This window comes from Helicobacter pylori SA213A, assembly GCF_000476275.1.
Taxonomy (GTDB): Bacteria; Campylobacterota; Campylobacteria; order Campylobacterales; family Helicobacteraceae; genus Helicobacter; species Helicobacter pylori_CL.
Genome location: NZ_CBOM010000008.1, coordinates 1 through 18,603 on the forward strand (window position 1 = coordinate 1; position 18,603 = coordinate 18,603).

Below are 18,603 nucleotides of genomic sequence, written 5' to 3' on the forward strand. Positions count from 1 at the left end.
GATTGGTTTTTGTGGGTTTAGGGGTTTTGCATTCAGCTTCTACTTCTATACCAATACCACCCTTAATTCCTACTTTTTTAATAAAGAATTGATTATGATTTTCTTGGCAATTTTGTTCTGCTTTTTTAACCAAATCTTTCTGTTCTTTAACCAAATCTTTCTGTTCTTTAACCAAATCTTTCTGTTCTTTAACCAAATCTTTCTGTTCTTTAACCAAATCTTTCTGTTCTTTAACCAAATCTTTCTGTTCTTTAACCAAATCTTTCTGTTCTTTAACCAAATCTTTTTGCGTATTGCTTGTCTTCTGTTTTTCTTGTTCTACTTTTATTTGGTTATTAGTCTCTATATTGCTTGTCTTCTGTTTTTCTTGTTCCAGTTCTATCCCACTCTTGTTTGCTCTATCCCTAGCATTTTCAGCTTCCTTTTGAGTTTCAGCCACTTCCTTTTTGGATTGGTCATCAGCAAAACACACATTCATAAGCATGGCTGTTATCGTTGTTACACCTATTGCTGAATTAAACCATGAGTTAGGATGCGTTTTTAAATAATCATCCGCAGTCTTAACATTCCCGCATATCCAATTGCTTTTTTTAATTTGTTTTTTTATCGAGTCTTTTATCGCCTCCCAAAAAGCAATCCCCATTATAGACACTCCCACACTCTTAAAAACTTTCTTTTCTTTTGCCATTTTTCCTAACTTCATCATCATTGTTGCAAGCATTACTAAAACCCTTATAATAGGCATTTAAATCCTTTCAAAAAAACAATCTCACTTTTCAAAATCTTATTATTGTAGTATATATAGCCATATTTAATCGCTATTAAACAATTGGTTTGAAAAATTGTGAGGGTCAATCCAATCAGATTTTTCTAATCCATTCCAACAAAACTTGATACAAGTTTTCCTTATACCTTAAACTCACACCCTTTTAAATGGAATAATAGGCAATAACTCGCTAGTTAAACATTCACTCTCTGCTTGAGTGTAAGCCTTTATATTCCTTTTGACCTACCAAATATTAGCATTTCTCTCAATCAAGCCTTGAGAAATTCAATTACACCCTTGTTTAACATCGCAAACTTAGTAACCTAAAGCTCTTTTTGAGAGATTGGGCTAGATTGATCCTTGCCCTTAATTCAAGCGCATGTGCATTCATCTTTGTTATCTTTGAATAAACTCAAGCGTTCTTAATGTAATGCATGGCGATTTTGAGCGCGTTGGTGGCTGCCCCCACTCTTAATTGATCCGCCACGCAAAAGCCGTGCAAGGTTTTCTTATCAAACAAATCCTTCCTCAAGCGCCCTATAAAGACGCTATCCGTGTGGCTCGCTTTTAGGGGCGTTGGGTAAAGATTATAACTGGGATCATCGCAAACAACCACGCTAGGGGCGTTTTTTAAAACTTCATAGACTTCTTTGAGATCGAATTCTTTTTCAAAAGCGATACTCAAACTCTCGCTATGGCTCCTTAATACCGGCACGCGCACGCAAGTCGCGCTAATAGGGAAATCCACGCCCATGATTTTGTGGGTTTCATGCACCATTTTTAGCTCTTCTTTCGTGTAGCCATTCTCCTTAAAAACATCAATATGAGCGATCGCATTGAAAGCGATCGGGTAAGGGAAAGCCCCGGCTTGCAAAACCTGGTTTAAATCAATAGCGGGGTCTTTTTCCAAACATTCTAAAGCGGTTTTTAGCTCATTTTTCAAACTCTCTATCCCCTTGTTTCCTGCCCCACTCACGGCTTGATAGGTGCTAACAATCACGCTTTTTATCTTAAAATGGAGGTGCAAGGGATTTAAGATTTGCGTCATTTGAATGGTGGAGCAATTAGGGTTAGCGATGATATTTAAAGGAGCGTTAAAAATTTCTTTAGCGTTGATTTCAGGCACGACTAAAGGCACTTTTTCATTCAATCTAAAAAAGCTCGTGTTATCAATCATTAGGGCCGTTTTTGAAGCGCTTATGGCAAATTCTTCGCTCACGCTCCCCCCAGCGCTAAAAAAGGCGATGTCTATCTTTTCTTTTTCAAAAACCTCATGCGTGGTTTCCAAAATTTCATGATCTTTATTGAACGCTTTGATCTTTTTACCAGCACTTCTAGCACTAGCGAGCGGGACAAACTTTTTAATAGGGAAAGAAGAATGTTCTAAACCCTTAATCAACTCTTGCCCTACCGCCCCACTGGCCCCGACAATGGCGACATTATAAGTCTTCATCGTTTTCTCCAATGATTTCAAGGGCTTTTAAAAAGCTCAAACAATTCAATTGCATGCCTGAATGCATGTTTTTTAAGCTTAAAGTTTCGCTTTTAAATTCTTCTTCGCCAATGATAGCCACAAACTCATGCCCTTTATGGTTGGCGTAAGAAAAGGGTTTTTTGATTTTTTGGGCTTCTGGATAGACTTCGCTAAAAATCCCGCTTTGTCTTAAAGACTCGGCCAAGCGGTTTGCATAAGAAAAATATTCTTCATGCATGCAAGCGATTAGCACTTTAGCTTGGGTGGAGCGCTCATCTAATAATTGCATTTCACTTAAAGCCACAATCAACCGGTCAATCCCAATAGAAGCCCCCACCCCTTGCAAATTTTCTTTAGAAAAATTTTTAGTCAAATGATCGTAACGGCCCCCTGAACACACGCTCCCTAAAGACTTCATATCATTAAGCGTGGTTTCATACACAATCCCTGTATAATACCCTAAGCCCCTAGCGATAGAAAAATCAATCTTATACAGGTTTTGAGAAATTTGCAAATCCCCTAACAACTGGTATAGCTTTTCTAAATCCTGTATGCCCTGTTTTAGATTTTCATTATAATCTTTCAAATAAGCAATTTTTTCAAAAAATTCCGCATGGCTTAAATCGTTTTGTTGGATTTGAACCATTTCTAAAAGCTCTTTAATGGTGTTTAAATTCAAATCGCATTCTTTTTTTAACTCTTCTTCAACCCCATCTAGGCCAATCTTTTCTAGTTTATCCACAATGCGCAGCACCGCATTCACTTGAGAAATCCCAAAATATTCGCATATCCCGTTCAAAATTTTCCTGTGATTGATAGAAACGCAAAAATCTTCCAAATCCAAAGCTTTTAAAGAAGCGATAATCACTTGAATGATCTCAGCATCGCACACCAAGCTCTCGCTCCCTATAAAATCAAAATCGCATTGCGTAAATTCTCTATAACGCCCTTTTTGCGCCCTTTCACCCCTAAAGACATTGCCTATAGCGTAGCGTTTAAAGGGCATGCCTAGCGTTTGGTGGTGCAAAGAAACAAAGCGCGCTAATGGCACGGTCAAATCAAACCTTAGAGCCACATCTCTATCCCCATGATCTTTAAAACGATAAATCTCTTTTTGAATATCACTGCTCGCATCAGGCAGTAGCGTTTCAGCGTATTCCAAATGGGGGGTTTCAATCGGCACAAAACCAAAACTTTGAAAAACAACTGAAACTTTAGAAAGCAACTGAGCCTTTTGTATCGCATCTTTAGGCAAGCGGTCTTTAAACCCGCTCAACACTTTAGGGGTAATCATTCCATTTCCTTGTATTTGTATGTTAAAATTTTAGCTTAAAATCTTTAAAAAAGGGCTATTGATGAACATGATCACACCCAAACGCATGCGTATTTTATTGCGTTTGCCTAATTGGTTAGGCGATGGGGTGATGGCAAGCTCGCTTTTTTACACCCTTAAAAACCACTACCCTAACGCGCGTTTTGTCTTGGTTGGCCCAAAAATCACTTGCGAACTTTTCCAAAAAGATGAGAAAATAGAAGCCGTTTTTACAGATGACACCAAAAAATCCTTTTTCAGGTTATTAGCCACCTACAAACTCGCTCAAAAAATAGGGCGTTGCGATATGGCGATCGCTTTAAACAACCATTTTTATTCCGCTTTTTTGCTCTATGCAACAAAAACGCCCGTTCGCATCGGTTTTGCTCAATTTTTTCGTTCTTTGTTTCTCAGCCATGCGATCGCTCCTGCCCCTAAAGAGTATCACCAAGTGGAAAAATATTGCTTTTTGTTTTCGCAATTTTTAAAAAAAGAATTGGATCAAAAAAGCGTTTTACCCTTAAAACTAGCCTTTAACCTCCCCGCTCGCACCCCAAACACCCCTAAAAAAATCGGCTTTAACCCTAGTGCAAGCTATGGGAGTGCTAAAAGATGGTTGGCTTCTTATTACGCTGAAGTCGCCGCTACTTTGTTAGAAAAAGGGCATGAAATTTATTTTTTTGGGGCTAAAGAAGACGCTATCGTTTCTGAAGGAATTTTAAAATCCGTTAAAGGCTTGTTGAAAAACCCCTTATTATTCAATAACGCTTATAATCTGTGCGGGAAAACCAGCATTGAAGAATTGATAGAGAGCATCGCTACTTTAGATTTATTCATCACTAATGATAGCGGTCCTATGCATGTGGCTGCTGGCACACAAACCCCCTTAATCGCTCTTTTTGGCCCCACTGATGAAAAAGAAACTAGCCCCTATAAAGCCCAAAAAGCCATTGTATTAAACCATCATTTAAGCTGTTCGCCTTGCAAAAAACGAGTCTGCCCCTTAAAGAATGAAAGAAACCATTTGTGCATGAAATCCATCACGCCCTTTGAAGTTATTCAAGCCGCTTCTGTGCTTTTAGAAGAGGGTTAAACGCCTTTTATTTATTTTTTAATGTTTTTAAAAACACGGCTCTATTGACAAAAATTGAAAAATCTGCATGCAAAAAATTTAAAGAGTGGTAAAAATGGATAGAATAGTATTCAAAAAAGCGTTTTTAAAAACGCTTTTTTGAGTCAAAAGCCCTTAAGCTACTGAGTTTTTAGGTTTTTTAGCGTCTTTTTTGTCTTTGTGAGCCACTAATTGAGAGCTTAACTCAGGTTTTTTTAGCGTCTTTTTTGTCTTTGTGAGCCACTAATTGAGAGCTTAACTCAGGTTTTTTAGCGTCTTTTTTGTCTTTGTGAGCGTATACAGAACTCACCGCTAAAACTGATAACAAAACGCCTGTCAAGATTTGCTTTTTCATACGAAAACTCCTTGTGATGGTTTTAAAAGCGAGAGAATTATATTTTTCAAAAGTAAATGAATAGAAACCAATCAAATTTTTGATGATTTTGGTGGTTTTGTTGCCTTAAAAAACTAAATTATCTCTGGTTTTAGAAAGTTTGACAAAAATTAAGATTGCGGTTATACTGAAAACCCAATATAAAATCAAGGAGTTTGTATGCAACAGCGTCATTTAGGTCCTTTAAAAGTGAGCGCGTTAGCTCTAGGGTGCATGGGCATGACTTATGGGTATGGGGAAGTCCATGATAAAAAGCAGATGGTTAAACTTATCCACAAGGCTTTGGAATTGGGTATTAACTTTTTTGATACTGCAGAGGCTTATGGGGAAGATAATGAAGAGCTTTTAGGCGAAGCGATCAAGCCTTTTAGAGACAAGGTTGTGGTAGCGAGCAAGTTTGGGATTTACTACGCAGATCCTAACGACAAATACGCAACTATGTTTTTAGATTCCAGTCCTAGTCGTATTAAGAGTGCTGTTGAGGGGAGTTTGAAACGCTTAAAAGTAGAATGCATTGATTTATACTACCAGCACCGTGTGGATACTAACACGCCCATAGAAGAAGTGGCAGAAGTTATGCAAGCTCTTATTAAAGAAGGAAAAATTAAAGCTTGGGGGATGAGTGAGGCAGGGTTGTCTAGCATCCAAAAAGCCCATCAAATTTGCCCTTTAAGCGCGTTGCAGAGCGAATATTCCTTGTGGTGGCGCGAACCTGAAAAAGAGATTTTAGGATTTTTAGAAAAAGAAAAAATTGGCTTTGTCGCCTTTTCGCCTTTGGGTAAGGGGTTTTTAGGCGCGAAATTTGAAAAAAATGCCACCTTTGCTAGTGAAGATTTTAGAAGCGTTTCTCCCAGATTCAATCAAGAAAATCTAGCCAAAAATTACGCTTTAGTGGAATTGATCCAAGATCATGCACACGCTAAAGGCGTTACACCAGCCCAACTGGCTCTCTCATGGATTTTGCACACCCAAAAAATCATTGTCCCTCTCTTTGGCACCACCAAAGAATCCAGGCTCATAGAAAATATAGGGGCTTTGCAAGTTTCTTGGAGTCAAAAAGAATTGGAGGTTTTCCAAAAAGAATTGGCTGCAATCAAAATAGAAGGGGCTCGCTACCCTGAAAGAATCAATAAAATGGTGGATAAATAAAATTATTGGGTATTTATATTGCGTTGGCTTTTTAAAAAAGATTGAAGCGTTCTTTTTATTTGTTAGTGTGTTTTCTCCCTAACAAATTTTTTTAAGGCATTTTAACAAGGCTTTGTTTTAATAAAAAATTGATTATAAGAATTTGAAAAATGCCAAAAAGCGTTTTTTGAACACAAAAGACTTTGTCGCTCATCAAATGAAATTTCTTGCAGGCAGTCTATGAGCTAGGGGGATTTTTAAAGGGCATTGCCACAAAATACCCCCTAACCCCTTAAGAAAACGAATTCCACCATGAAATAAAATCTAAAACGATTAAACGAAGCAACCAAAACCCCATTTTTAAAAATCAAAGTTTTAGTTACCCCTTATTTGATGAGAACAAAGCTAAAAAGCAATTTTATAGCAAATTAAAATGAAGAAAGACTCATTAAGGGGATAAACCACCTAAAAAGTCTCTTTAATTTAAAGGAGAAAAGTTTAAATAGTGCAACACCCCTTTTTTAAGAGAGCGTTATAATCAAATCAGCCTTTGCGTTTTTCTACAATTTCCTTAGCGATATTGCTAGGCACTTCGCCATAATGATCAAACTCCATAGAGTAAGTCCCACGCCCTTGAGTGGCTGATCGTAAATCCGTAGAATAACCAAACATTTCCACCAACGGCACAAAAGCGTTCACGATTTTCAAGCCTAATCTATCGTCCATAGAATTGATTTGCCCTCTTCTTCTATTCAAATCGCCAATCACATCGCCCATGTATTCTTCAGGGACTTCCACTTCCACTTTCATCATAGGCTCTAGTAAAACCGGGTTAGCCGTGCGACTCGCTTCTTTAAACGCCATAGATCCAGCGATTTTAAACGCCATTTCTGAAGAATCCACATCATGGTAGCTCCCATCATAAAGGGTAACTTTAAAATCCACCACCGGATAGCCTGCCAAAACGCCATTTTGCATCGCTTCTTGGATACCCTTATCCACCGCAGGGATATATTCTTTAGGGATCACGCCCCCAGAAATTTCATTCACAAATTCATACCCACTGCCAGGCTCTTTAGGCTCAAGCTTGATAAACACATGCCCGTATTGCCCACGACCACCGCTTTGCTTAGCGTATTTATGCTCTTTACTCACGCTTGAGCGGATAGTCTCTCTAAAGGCGACTTGCGGCTGACCGATTTCAGCTTCCACCTTAAATTCTCTTTTCAACCTATCCACGATGATTTCTAGGTGCAATTCACCCATGCCGCCAATGAGAGTTTGCCCGGTTTCTTCTTGAGTCATCACCCTAAAGCTTGGATCCTCTTCAGCGAGCTTGCCTAACGCTACGCCCATTTTTTCCTGGTCTGCTTTCGTTTTAGGCTCCACAGCGATGTGAATGACCGGCTCAGGAAATTCCATCCTCTCTAAGACGACGGCGTTCTTTTCATCGCAAAGCGTGTCCCCAGTCAGCGTGTCTTTCAAGCCCACAAACGCGCAAATCTCGCCCGCATAAACTTCTTTAATGTCTTCTCTCTTGTTGGAATGCATTTTAAGGAGTCTTCCCACGCGCTCTTTTTTGTCTTTGGTGGAGTTATACACATAGCTACCGGACTCTAGCTTACCACGATACACGCGCACAAAAGTGAGTTGACCCACAAAAGGATCCGTCATGATCTTAAACGCCAAACCGGCAAACTCGCCATCGTCGCTGGATTTCACAAAAACTTCTTCCTCGCTCTTTGGATCAATCCCCTTAATATCCACAACCTCTGTGGGTGCTGGCAAGTAGTCAATCACCGCATCTAATAAAGTCTGCACGCCCTTATTTTTAAAAGAAGAACCACAAAGCATGGGGACAAGGCTCATGTTCAAACAACCTGTTTTAATGCCCTTTTTGATTTCTTCAACGCTTAATTCCTCACCGCCCAAATACTTTTCCATTAAGGCTTCATCTTGCTCGGCTACGGCTTCTACAAGCTTTTCTCGGTATTCTTTAGCCCTTTCTAATAAATCGCTAGGGATTTCTTCCACATCGTATTTGGCTCCCATGGTTTCATTATTCCAAACGATCGCTTTCATTTGGACTAAATCAATCACGCCAATAAAAGTGTCTTCAGCCCCAATGGGGATATTGATAGGCACAGGATTCGCTTTCAAGCGTTGTTTGATCTGATTTTCTACATTGTAGAAATTCGCCCCAATCCTATCCATTTTATTGACAAAAACAATCCTAGGCACGCCGTATTTATTCGCTTGACGCCACACAGTCTCGCTTTGAGGTTGCACGCCCCCCACCGAGCAAAACACTGAAACCGCGCCATCTAGCACGCGCATGGATCGTTCCACTTCAATGGTAAAATCCACATGCCCTGGAGTGTCAATCAAATTGATTTGGTGATCCTTCCAAAAGCAAGTCGTTGCCGCAGAAGTGATAGTGATCCCTCTTTCTTTTTCTTGCTCCATCCAGTCCATTGTCGCCGCGCCATCATGCACTTCGCCGATCTTATGGCTCACGCCTGTATAGAATAAAATCCTTTCAGAAGTGGTGGTTTTCCCGGCATCAATGTGAGCGGCGATACCGATATTTCTGATCCTGTTTAATGGGGTTTTTCTAGCCATTCTAACTCCAATTACCAGCGGTAATGCGCGAACGCTTTATTCGCTTCTGCCATTTTATGCACATCTTCTTTTTTCTTAAAAGCCGCACCCTTATCGCTAGCTGCATCCATAAGCTCATTAGCCAATCTATCCACCATCATTCTTTCGTTGCGTTTTCTAGTGGCTTCTAAAATCCAACGGATTGATAGCGACTGCTGGCGACTCGCTCGCACTTCTACCGGCACTTGATAAGTGGCCCCACCCACTCTTCGGCTGCGCACTTCCACCAAAGGACGCACCCTCTCTAGGGCTTTTTCAAACACTTCAATGCCCTTTTCACCGCTTTTTTCTTCAATCTTATTAAAAGCTTTGTAGATGATTTTTTCCGCTACGCTTTTCTTGCCGTCATACATCATCTTATTGATAAACTTGGTAACCACCTTATTCCCATAAACAGGATCGCCCAAAACCTCCCTAACGGGTGCTTTTCTTCTTCTCATGTGTTTGTTTTCCTCTTATTTTTTCTTGCTGTCTGTTGCTTTCTTGTCGGTTGCTTTAGCTTTTTTAGTCCCATACTTAGAGCGTGAAACCGTTCTCTTATTGACCCCTGCAGTGTCTAAAGCACCACGGACAATATGGTATTTCACACCGGGTAAGTCCTTAACCCTACCCCCACGCACTAACACAATGGAGTGCTCTTGCAAGTTATGCCCCTCACCAGGGATGTAACTAATCACTTCAAATTTGCTGGTCAAACGAACCTTAGCAACCTTTCTTAAAGCCGAGTTAGGCTTTTTAGGGGTAGTTGTATAAACCCTAGTACAAACCCCTCTCCTTTGAGGGCATTCCACTAATGCAGGTGATTTGGTTTTTTTAACCACCTTTTTCCTTTCTTTTCTAATCAACTGATTGATAGTAGGCACTATTTTTCCTTATTCTAAAAATTTAAAACTATAAGTCTTTCCATTTTACCCTAATTTTTCTTTTAAAAATCTTAACCGATTTTTTATATCAAAATTTAGGGCCATCTTCAAGCGCTCTCAGCACGATTTTTTTATTCTTATACATGCCCGTTCCCACAGGAATCATCCTTCCTAACACCACATTTTCTTTCAAGTCTTCCAAAAAGTCTTTTTTCATGGCGATACTGGCTTCTGTTAAAACTTTAGTCGTTTCTTGAAAAGAGGCCGCTGAAATGATGCTATCGCTCCCAATAGCCGCTCTGGTGATCCCTAAAAGCACCGGTTCAGCAATCGCTGGCTCGCCTTTTAAAGCGATCACACGAGCGTTTTCTTCTTTGAAGAGTTTTTTACTGACTAAATCCCCTTCAATAAACTTGCTATCCCCGCTGTCTAAAATGCGCACTTGCCTTAGCATTTGAGAGACAATGATTTCAATGTGCTTGTCCGCAATGCTCACCCCCTGCCTGCGATACACTTGCTGGACTTCGCTCACAATGTATTTATAAAGCTCTTTTTCGCCACTGATCCTTAAAATATCATGGCTTGAGATTACTCCATCCGTCATCGCTTCTCCTGCATGCACAAATTCATCGGCATGCACTAGAATTTGCTTGCCTTTATCCACAAAATAATCCATAGAACGGCCATCTTTAGAAGTTACGATGATGTGTTCTTTATTGCGAATGGGTTTGCCAAAACTCACTATCCCATCCACTTCAGAAAGGATCGCCACATCTTTAGGCTTGGGTTTTCTCGCTTCAAAGAGTTCAGAAACCCTTGGGAGACCCCCAGTAATATCCCTGGATTTAACGGTCGCTTTAGGGATTTTCGCTAACACTTCAGCCTGCTCCACGCTAAAGCCATCGCTAATGGCGATAGAAGTTTTTGGCTCTAGGAAATAACGTGCTTCTTCGCCATTAGCCCCTTCTAAAAGCAAGCTTGGTTTGTATCCGCTTGGAATGTAATCATTCACCACTAAGCTTGTGATACCGGTATTTTCGTCTTCTTTTTCAGCGACCGTAACCCCTGCGATAACATCCACAAAACTCACCTTACCTTTAAAGTCCGCAATGATAGGGGTGTTGTAAGGATCCCATGTGGCAATCGTTTTGAAAGTGTTAGTCGTGGGTTTAGAAATCACGCTATTAGCGCTCACTTCACTATTATCATCAATCAAGATCTCAGAACCCCTAGCGATATAATGGCGAGCGGCTTCCCTACCATTATCATCAGCTATCACCGCAAACAAGCCTTTTTCACTCACCATATCGCCCTTTTTGATCCCATGGGTGCGCTCTAAATGGTTAGCCTCTAAAACATAGTATTTGATTATGCCTTTTTCTTTGGCATACACATCTTGTGCAATAGGGTCATTATCCTTGACTAGCAATTCGCTCGCATAAGGGATGCGATTAGGCACATTCCAGCCCTCTTGGATAATATCAGCGATACTTCCCCCCTTATGCACCTTATGCCCACTAGCATAAGGCAAATACACTTTCCCCTCAATCTTACCGCCAACGCCGGCTAATTCGCTTGGCTTGACAATATCGCTTCTTCTTAAAACAAATTTAGCTTCTTGATCGCCATTTTTCACGCTCACAACGACTTCTTCATAGACCGTTTCAATGCGTAATTCCCCATCAAAAGGCGCTTTAATCTTAGGCTCTACCACTAAAATAGAAGCGTTACGGCGGTTAGCGATAATGTTTTTACCCTCTTTATTCGTGTAAGTCCTAAGGTTGTAGAAACGCACAAAACCTTCTTTGCTCGCTACAATTTCGCGCTCATCCTGACTCCTGCTCGCTGTCCCGCCCACATGGAAAGTCCTTAAAGTGAGCTGCGTTCCAGGCTCCCCAATAGATTGCGCGGCTACCACGCCCACCGCTTCACCTGGATAGCTCATCTTGCCTTCGCCCAAATTCAAGCCATAGCATTTCGCGCACACGCCCTTTGGCGCTTTACAAGTTACTGGGGTGCGGATCGTAATGGATTTAATCCCGGCTTCAACCACCTTTTTAGCGCCCTCTTCATCAATCAAAGTGTCCGCATAAAGCAAGATTTCATTCGTAATGGGATCGATCACATCTTCCAATAAAACGCGCCCAAAAATACGCTCTTCTAAAGGTTCAATCAATTCACTCCCTACTGCAATATCCGTGATTTCAATCCCTTCATGCGTGCCGCAATCATCAGACACCACCTTGACATTTTGCGAAACATCAATGAGCTTTCTTGTCAAATACCCCGCATTGGCTGTTTTTAGTGCTGTATCCGCTAAGCCCTTTCTAGCGCCATGCGTGGAGTTAAAGTATTCTAAGACATTCAACCCCTCTTTAAAGTTAGAAATAATGGGCGTTTCAATGATACTGCCATCCGGCTTTGTCATAAGACCCCTCATCGCTGAAAGCTGACGGATTTGCGCCGCGCTACCCCTTGCGCCGCTATCCGCCATCATGTAAATAGAGTTAAAGCCCTCTTTATCTTGCGCGATAGCGGTCATCATTTCTTTACTCATTCTGTCATTGACTTCAGTCCAAGTGTCAATGATCTTATTGTAACGCTCCTGGTCAGTGAGCAGCCCTTGATCGTATTGTTGCTGGATTTTTTTAACTTCTATTTTGGCTTTTTCCACCATTTTTTGCTTGTCTTTTGGCGTGATAATATCTTCCATAGAGATAGAAATACCAGCCTTAGTCGCATACCTAAAGCCAAGCGTTTTCAAATGATCCAAAAAGGTTGCAGTAATACCGATACCGCCGACTTTATGCACATAATCCACAAGCACGCCAATATCTTTTTTCTTCATGGGTCTGTTCCACAAATCCGTAGGGATAAAATCAGGCAAAATAGACTTAATGATCATGCGCCCCGCGCTCGTAGCGATAATATTCCCTTGATCTAAAACCCTAATCTTTGCGTGGATGTCTAATTCTTTCGTGTCAATAGCGGTGATGATTTCATTCACGCTAGAAAAAAGCTTATGTTCGCCCTTGACCCCACTCTTTTCTAAAGAAAGATAATAAAGCCCTAAAACCATATCCTGGCTAGGAATGGCTACGGCTTTACCGCTAGCGGGCAGAAGGATATTCATAGAGCTTAACATCAGCACCTTGCATTCAGCGATCGCTTCCTGGCTTAAAGGCACATGCACCGCCATTTGATCCCCGTCAAAATCGGCGTTAAACGCTGAACACACTAACGGGTGCAACTGGATCGCTTTGCCGTCAATCAGCTTTGGATGGAACGCTTGAATGGATTGCTTGTGCAAGGTAGGAGCGCGGTTGAGTAGCACCGGATACCCCTCTGTGATTTCTTGCAAGCACTCCCACACTTCATTGCTTTTTTGTTCAATCATGCGTTTAGCTTGTTTGAGCGTGGTGGCATAGCCTCTCTCTTCAAGCTTGGATAACAAATGCGGTTTGAAGAGTTCTAACGCCATGTTTTTGGGCAACCCGCATTCATCCATTTTAAGATTAGGTCCAACCACAATCACGCTTCTGCCTGAAAAATCCACGCGCTTACCTAAAAGGTTTTGCCTGAAACGCCCTTGCTTGCCTTTAATGATTTCGCTGAGCGATTTTAAAGGGCGTTTGTTAGCCCCTTTAACCGCATTGGTGCTGCGGCCGTTATCAAAAAGCACATCCACGGCTTCTTGCAACATCCTTTTTTCGTTGCGCACAATGATTTCTGGCGCCCCAAGCTCCATTAGGCGTTTCAAGCGTTGGTTACGATTAATAACACGACGATACAATTCATTCACATCGCTGACCGCAAACTTCCCGCCATCTAGCGCGACTAAAGGCCTTAAATCCGGTGGCAATACCGGTAAAACCGTGAGCATCATCCATTCAGGCCTATTACCAGAATTTAAAAAGCTTTCTACCACTTTCAAACGCTTAATGAGTTTTTTCTTTTTCGCATCCGAATTAGTGTCTTTCACTTCTTCTTTCAAACTCTGCAATAAGGTGATCAGATCAATTTCTTCTAGCAAATCCTTGATCGCTTCGCCGCCCATTTGCGCTACAAAGCCCCTATCTTCGTATCTTCGTGAGATATTTTGATACTGCTCTTCATTCAAAATATCGTATTTCATCACAAGCTTAGTGCCTTCATTGTCATAAGCGGCTTCGCCTGGTTCTTTAACGATATAAGCTTCATAATACAACACGCGCTCTAAGTCTTTCATCTTAACGCCTAAAAGCGTGCCGATACGGCTAGGTAAGGAATTGACATACCAGATGTGCGCTACAGGAGTGGCCAATTCAATATGCCCCATTCTAAAACGCCTGACTTTGGAATGCGTGATCGCCACGCCGCATTTTTCGCATGTGCCAATGTCTTTGAAGCGAGGCTTTTTGTATTTACCGCACAAGCATTCATAATCTTTAGTGGGACCAAAGATTTTCATGCAAAACAAGCCATCTCGTTCAGGCTTTAGGGTGCGATAATTGATCGTTTCTGGCTTTTTAACTTCCCCATAACTCCAAGAATGGATTTTTTCAGGGCTGGCTAGTGTGAGTTGGAAAGAGCTAAAATCTTTAGGCCTGTCATCTTCTTTAATGACAATGGGTTTAGGCGCTCCATCTTCATCCACATCGTCCCCAAAAATATTAATATCCAAAGCGAGCGATTGCAATTCTTTAGTCAAAACATAGAAAGTCTCAGGGATTTCGCTCTCGCCCACTTGCTCACCTTTAGCGATAGCCCTATAAGCGTTTTCTCTGCCTCTAATATCATCGGATTTAATGGTGAGCATTTCTTTTAAGGTGTGCGCCGCACCATAAGCTTCTAGCGCCCACACTTCCATTTCCCCAAACCTTTGACCTCCAAAGAGCGCTTTACCCCCAACGGGTTGGTGCGTTACTAGGCTATAAGGGCCTGTGCTTCTGGCATGGGCTTTTTCATCCACTAGATGGTGGAGTTTGATCATATACATATAGCCCACATTCACGCGCTCCCTCATTTTTTCGCCGGTGCGCCCATCATACAGATCCATTTTGCCATCCATAGCGATCTTGGCTAACTCAAACAGCTTATAAAATTTTTCTTGCGAGATGCCTTCAAACACAGGGATAGCCATCTTAACGCCCTTGCTCCAATCTTTAGCGTATTCCAAAAGCTCTTCATCAGAGCAATTCTCAAGGACATGGATTGTCAAGGGGTCTTTTTCATTAATGGCGTTAGCGATTTCTAGCATTTTAGCGCGCAATTCTTTGGCAAAATCTTTGGTTTTATCCTCTAGCATGCTAGCGATTTGCTTCCCAAATTCTTTCCCCACTAAGCCTAAATGCATTTCTAAAATCTGCCCGATATTCATGCGGCTTGGCACGCCTAAAGGGTTTAAGACAATATCTACAGGCTCGCCATCAGCGGTATAAGGCATATCCGCAACCGGCACAATATTAGACACAATCCCTTTATTCCCATGCCTTCCTGCCATTTTATCGCCCACTTTAAGCTTTCGCTTTGTAGCGATATAGAGCTTGACTTTTTTGATCACGCCATTAGGCAAAATATCATCTTTTTCTAAAATAGAAAGCTTTTCTTCATGCTCTTCGCCCAAAACTTTCTTTTGCTCTAAGAAATTGTTTTTAGTGATTTCATAGTGGTTTTGCACTTCTTTAGAATACTTTTTGACCAAACTAGCCAAAGTGAAGCGGTTGATTGAAGCGATTTCTTCTTTAGGGATTTGATCGCCTTCTTTATAATCCTTGCCGTTATGGCTGAAAGGCTCTTCTAAAATCGCTTGAGAAAGGAGCGAACTAACGCGCAACAATTCTTCTCTATTGAGCATGGTCAAGCGATCAAAATGCTCCATATCAAGCTTGGCTTTTTCTTCTTCATACGCGCTCAAAACCCGCGCATCCTTCTCATAGCCTTTTTTAGTGAAAACTTTCACGTCAATCACCGTGCCTTCCAAACTGGGGGGGCAATACAAACTCTTATTGACCACATGCCCAGCTTTATCCCCAAAAATAGCCCTTAAAAGCCGCTCTTCAGGCGTGCTTTTAATCTCGCCTTTAGGAGAAGTCTTGCCCACTAAAATCATGCCAGCGCTCACATAAGTGCCGACTTTAACGATCCCGCTTTCATCAAGATGGGCGAGCGCTTCTTCTTTCACATCAGGAATATCAGCGGTAAATTCTTCCGCGCCATGCTTAAGCTCTCTGGCATCCACTTCTTTTTCATAAATGTGGGTGGAAGTGAAAACATCGTCTTTAGTGATGCGCTCACTCACCACGATGGCGTCTTCAAAGTTATAGCCATTCCAAGGCATGAACGCCACGCGCACATTTTTCCCTAACGCTAACTCGCCCCTATCCATGCTAGGGCCATCAGCGATGATTTGCCCAGCTTCTACTTTATCGCCCACTTTAACGATAGGGACTTGATTGAAGCTGGTGTTTTGGTTGGTGCGTAAGTTTTTTTGCAAAGAATACGCGTCAATATAGGCTTCTTCTTTGCCTTCGCCTAAAATATAGATGTTTTTAGAATCAATTTTTTCTACAACGCCTGCACGATTGGCCTTGATCGCTCCCCAAGAATCCCTAGCGATAATTTTTTCAATCCCTGTGCCTACAATGGGAGCGTCGCTTCTTAATAAAGGCACCGCTTGGCGTTGCATGTTAGTCCCCATTAAGGCGCGGTTGGCGTCATCATGCTCTAAGAAAGGAATGAGCGATGCGGCGACCCCTACTAGCATGCTAGAGCTTAAATCCATTAAGGTTACTTTGCTTTTTTCGTTTAAAACGATTTCGCCTTCCACGCGCGTTTCAATCAAATCGCCCAAAATATTACCCTCTTCATCAATGGGGGTGCTTGCAGGAGCGATGATGTGGCTGTCTTCTTGGATAGCGGTCAAATAAATCGTCTCACCCACTACCTTGCCATCCACAACCTTTTTATAAGGGGCTTCAATAAAGCCTAAATCATTCACTCTTGTGAAAGTGGAAAGGGTGTTGATCAGACCGATATTTTGACCTTCTGGGGTTTCAATGGGACAAATTCGGCCATAATGCGTGGGGTGCACATCCCTGGCTTCAAACCCTACCCTGTCTTTGACTAACCCCCCTTCACCGAGCGCTGAAAGGCGGCGTTTGTGCGTAACTTCACTCAAAGGGTTAGTTTGATCCATAAATTGCGAGAGCTGGCCGCCCATGAAAAATTCCATGATGGTGCTAGTGATCATTTTAGAATTAACCAAGTCATGGGGCATGAGCGAATCAAAAGCCCCACTCATGGTAGTGAGCTTGTCTTTAATGGTCTTTTGCATTTTCACTAAGCCTGAATGCAATTCATTGGCCAATAGTTCCCCTACCGCCCTAATCCTACGATTTCCCAAATGGTCTCTGTCATCAATCTTGCCCTGATTGTTTTTGATTTTCATGAGATATTTAACGGTGGTGATAATATCTTCATGCGTTAAAGTCGTGATGTAATCAGGCACATGCAAGCCTAACTTGTGATTCATTTTCATGCGCCCCACCATGGTCAAATCATAGCGTTCTGGATCAAAGAAAAGTTTTTTGACAAACTGCTTAGCCACTTCAGTCGTAACAGGATCGCCTGGTTTCATAACCTTATGGATACGAATCGCTGCTAGAGCGTTTTCATCATCAATTTTTTCGGTTTGCTTGAGTAATTTCAAAGACTCAGAATCGGCTGAAAAAGAATGGATAATGGAAGCGTCATGCCCTAAAGCCAGATCGTTGATGATCACAAATTCTTGCACGCCTAAATCGTGGATTTTTTCTAATTTGTTTTTATCTAGCTGAGTGAGCATGTCCAATAAGACTTCTTTCTCTACCATAACAGGCTCAGCTAAATGGCGATTGAGTAAAATATCCATAGGGTATTCCACCCATTCCAAATGGTTTTCTTTAAGCTCTTTAATCTTTCTTGAAGTGAGCTTTTTTCCTGCTAAAAGAATGATCTTGCCTTGAGGATCTTTCAAGTCAAATTCCATTCTTTGATTGGCGTCTAATGAAGCAAACGGGATCAAATATTTATCGTTTTCATAACGCACTTTAACAAGCGGGTAGAACATTTTGATGATGTCTTGTTTTTGATAATCCATCGCCCTGAATAAAATGGTAACAGGCACTTTACGGCGTTTGTTGATACGAGCATACAAAACATCTTTAGAATCGTATTCAAAATACAGCCACGAACCCCTATCAGGGATGATTTGCCCTGTGTAAATGAGCTTGTTTAAAGAAGTGCTGGACTCTTCTTCTTTGAAAATCACACCGGGGCTTCTGTGGAGCTGATTGACGACCACGCGCTCCACCCCATTGATAATAAATGAAGTGCGTTCTGTCATCAAAGGGATCTCACGAATGAAAATGCTTTGTTCTTTAATATCCTTGATGCCGTTCTTTTCGCCACTTTTGGTATCTTTTTCCCACAAGATTAAGCGCACTTTAATTTTAAGCGGAATAGAGTAGGTAATGCCCCTCTCCATCGCTTCTCTAACAGTGTATTTAGACTTGCCAAATTCGCAACCTGCGTATTCTAAAGTGATGCGGTTATGCTCATCTTGAATAGGGAAAATGGATTTAAAAACCTTTTCAATCCCACTCTCTTTGCCATCTTTGGAATACAAGAAAGAATCATAGCTGTCTCGTTGTAATAATAATAAATTAGGAACTTCTAAATCTGTCGGGGTTTTTGTAAAATCAGCTCTCAAGCGGTTTTTTAGGGGAATTTTTTTTGACATATTTCAAGCCTTTGATCAAAAATTTTGAGTTATTTAATGCATTAATTCAAGTAAGCATTGCAAAAGGATCTTTAAACTTTAGAACCATCCATGATAAAAATACCAAAACCCACCTGCAATACTAACCACTTTA

Annotated in this window: 9 protein-coding genes and 1 pseudogene; 2 read left to right on the forward strand and 8 right to left on the reverse strand. The window is 41.3% G+C overall.

The window, feature by feature from the left end:
* The 3 genes from QT74_RS04030 to hisS all read right to left on the reverse strand — a co-directional run.
* A partial coding sequence (locus QT74_RS04030) for a DUF874 family protein (protein ID WP_033764842.1) occupies positions 1 to 745 on the reverse strand: 745 nt, incomplete at its 3' end.
* 433 nt (positions 746 to 1,178) lie between these two features.
* Positions 1,179 to 2,219 carry an aspartate-semialdehyde dehydrogenase gene (gene asd / locus QT74_RS04035; RefSeq protein WP_033764844.1) on the reverse strand — a complete coding sequence of 347 codons (1,041 nt, stop codon included), beginning with the start codon at positions 2,217 to 2,219 and terminating at the stop codon, positions 1,179 to 1,181.
* Positions 2,206 to 3,534: a histidine--tRNA ligase gene (hisS, locus tag QT74_RS04040; protein WP_033618486.1), complete on the reverse strand. Its 1,329-nt coding sequence runs from the start codon at positions 3,532 to 3,534 to the stop codon at positions 2,206 to 2,208. The genes asd and hisS overlap by 14 nt, the downstream gene beginning before the upstream one ends.
* 61 nt (positions 3,535 to 3,595) lie before the next feature.
* On the opposite strand from hisS, the gene waaF reads away from it, so the two are divergent.
* Positions 3,596 to 4,645, forward strand: a complete 1,050-nt coding sequence (gene waaF / locus QT74_RS04045) for a lipopolysaccharide heptosyltransferase II (protein WP_033764846.1) — start codon at positions 3,596 to 3,598, stop codon at positions 4,643 to 4,645.
* A gap of 153 nt (positions 4,646 to 4,798) precedes the next feature.
* On the opposite strand, the pseudogene QT74_RS04050 reads toward waaF, so the two are convergent.
* Positions 4,799 to 5,018 (reverse strand): annotated as a pseudogene (locus QT74_RS04050) (hypothetical protein).
* 198 nt (positions 5,019 to 5,216) lie between these two features.
* Here QT74_RS04050 and QT74_RS04055 point away from each other — a divergent pair.
* Positions 5,217 to 6,206: an aldo/keto reductase gene (locus QT74_RS04055; protein WP_033764848.1), complete on the forward strand. Its 990-nt coding sequence runs from the start codon at positions 5,217 to 5,219 to the stop codon at positions 6,204 to 6,206.
* Between the two features lie 522 nt (positions 6,207 to 6,728).
* Here QT74_RS04055 and fusA read toward each other — a convergent pair.
* The 4 genes from fusA to QT74_RS04075 all read right to left on the reverse strand — a co-directional run bounded on the left by fusA (position 6,729) and on the right by QT74_RS04075 (position 18,470).
* The gene (fusA, locus tag QT74_RS04060; RefSeq protein WP_033764850.1) at positions 6,729 to 8,807 is read right to left on the reverse strand and encodes an elongation factor G; all 2,079 of its coding nucleotides are present in this window, start codon (positions 8,805 to 8,807) and stop codon (positions 6,729 to 6,731) included.
* Between the two features lie 11 nt (positions 8,808 to 8,818).
* Positions 8,819 to 9,286 (reverse strand): 30S ribosomal protein S7, encoded by a 468-nt coding sequence (gene rpsG / locus QT74_RS04065; protein WP_001254365.1) that lies wholly within the window; start codon positions 9,284 to 9,286, stop codon positions 8,819 to 8,821.
* Between the two features lie 15 nt (positions 9,287 to 9,301).
* Complete coding sequence (gene rpsL, locus QT74_RS04070; RefSeq protein ID WP_001142322.1) at positions 9,302 to 9,709, reverse strand: 30S ribosomal protein S12; 408 nt, start codon at positions 9,707 to 9,709, stop codon at positions 9,302 to 9,304.
* 88 nt (positions 9,710 to 9,797) lie between these two features.
* Entirely contained in the window at positions 9,798 to 18,470 is an 8,673-nt protein-coding gene (locus QT74_RS04075; protein WP_033764853.1) for a DNA-directed RNA polymerase subunit beta/beta', read from the reverse strand.
* Positions 18,471 to 18,603: the final 133 nt, after the last annotated feature.

Excerpts from the sequence above, each read along its gene's own strand:
- asd (WP_033764844.1), bottom strand. The coding sequence starts at position 2,219 with ATGAAGACTTATAATGTCGCCATTGTCGGGGCCAGTGGGGCGGTAGGG.
- hisS (WP_033618486.1), bottom strand. The coding sequence starts at position 3,534 with ATGATTACCCCTAAAGTGTTGAGCGGGTTTAAAGACCGCTTGCCTAAA.
- waaF (WP_033764846.1), top strand. The coding sequence starts at position 3,596 with ATGAACATGATCACACCCAAACGCATGCGTATTTTATTGCGTTTGCCT.
- QT74_RS04055 (WP_033764848.1), top strand. The coding sequence starts at position 5,217 with ATGCAACAGCGTCATTTAGGTCCTTTAAAAGTGAGCGCGTTAGCTCTA.
- fusA (WP_033764850.1), bottom strand. The coding sequence starts at position 8,807 with ATGGCTAGAAAAACCCCATTAAACAGGATCAGAAATATCGGTATCGCC.
- rpsG (WP_001254365.1), bottom strand. The coding sequence starts at position 9,286 with ATGAGAAGAAGAAAAGCACCCGTTAGGGAGGTTTTGGGCGATCCTGTT.
- QT74_RS04075 (WP_033764853.1), bottom strand. The coding sequence starts at position 18,470 with ATGTCAAAAAAAATTCCCCTAAAAAACCGCTTGAGAGCTGATTTTACA.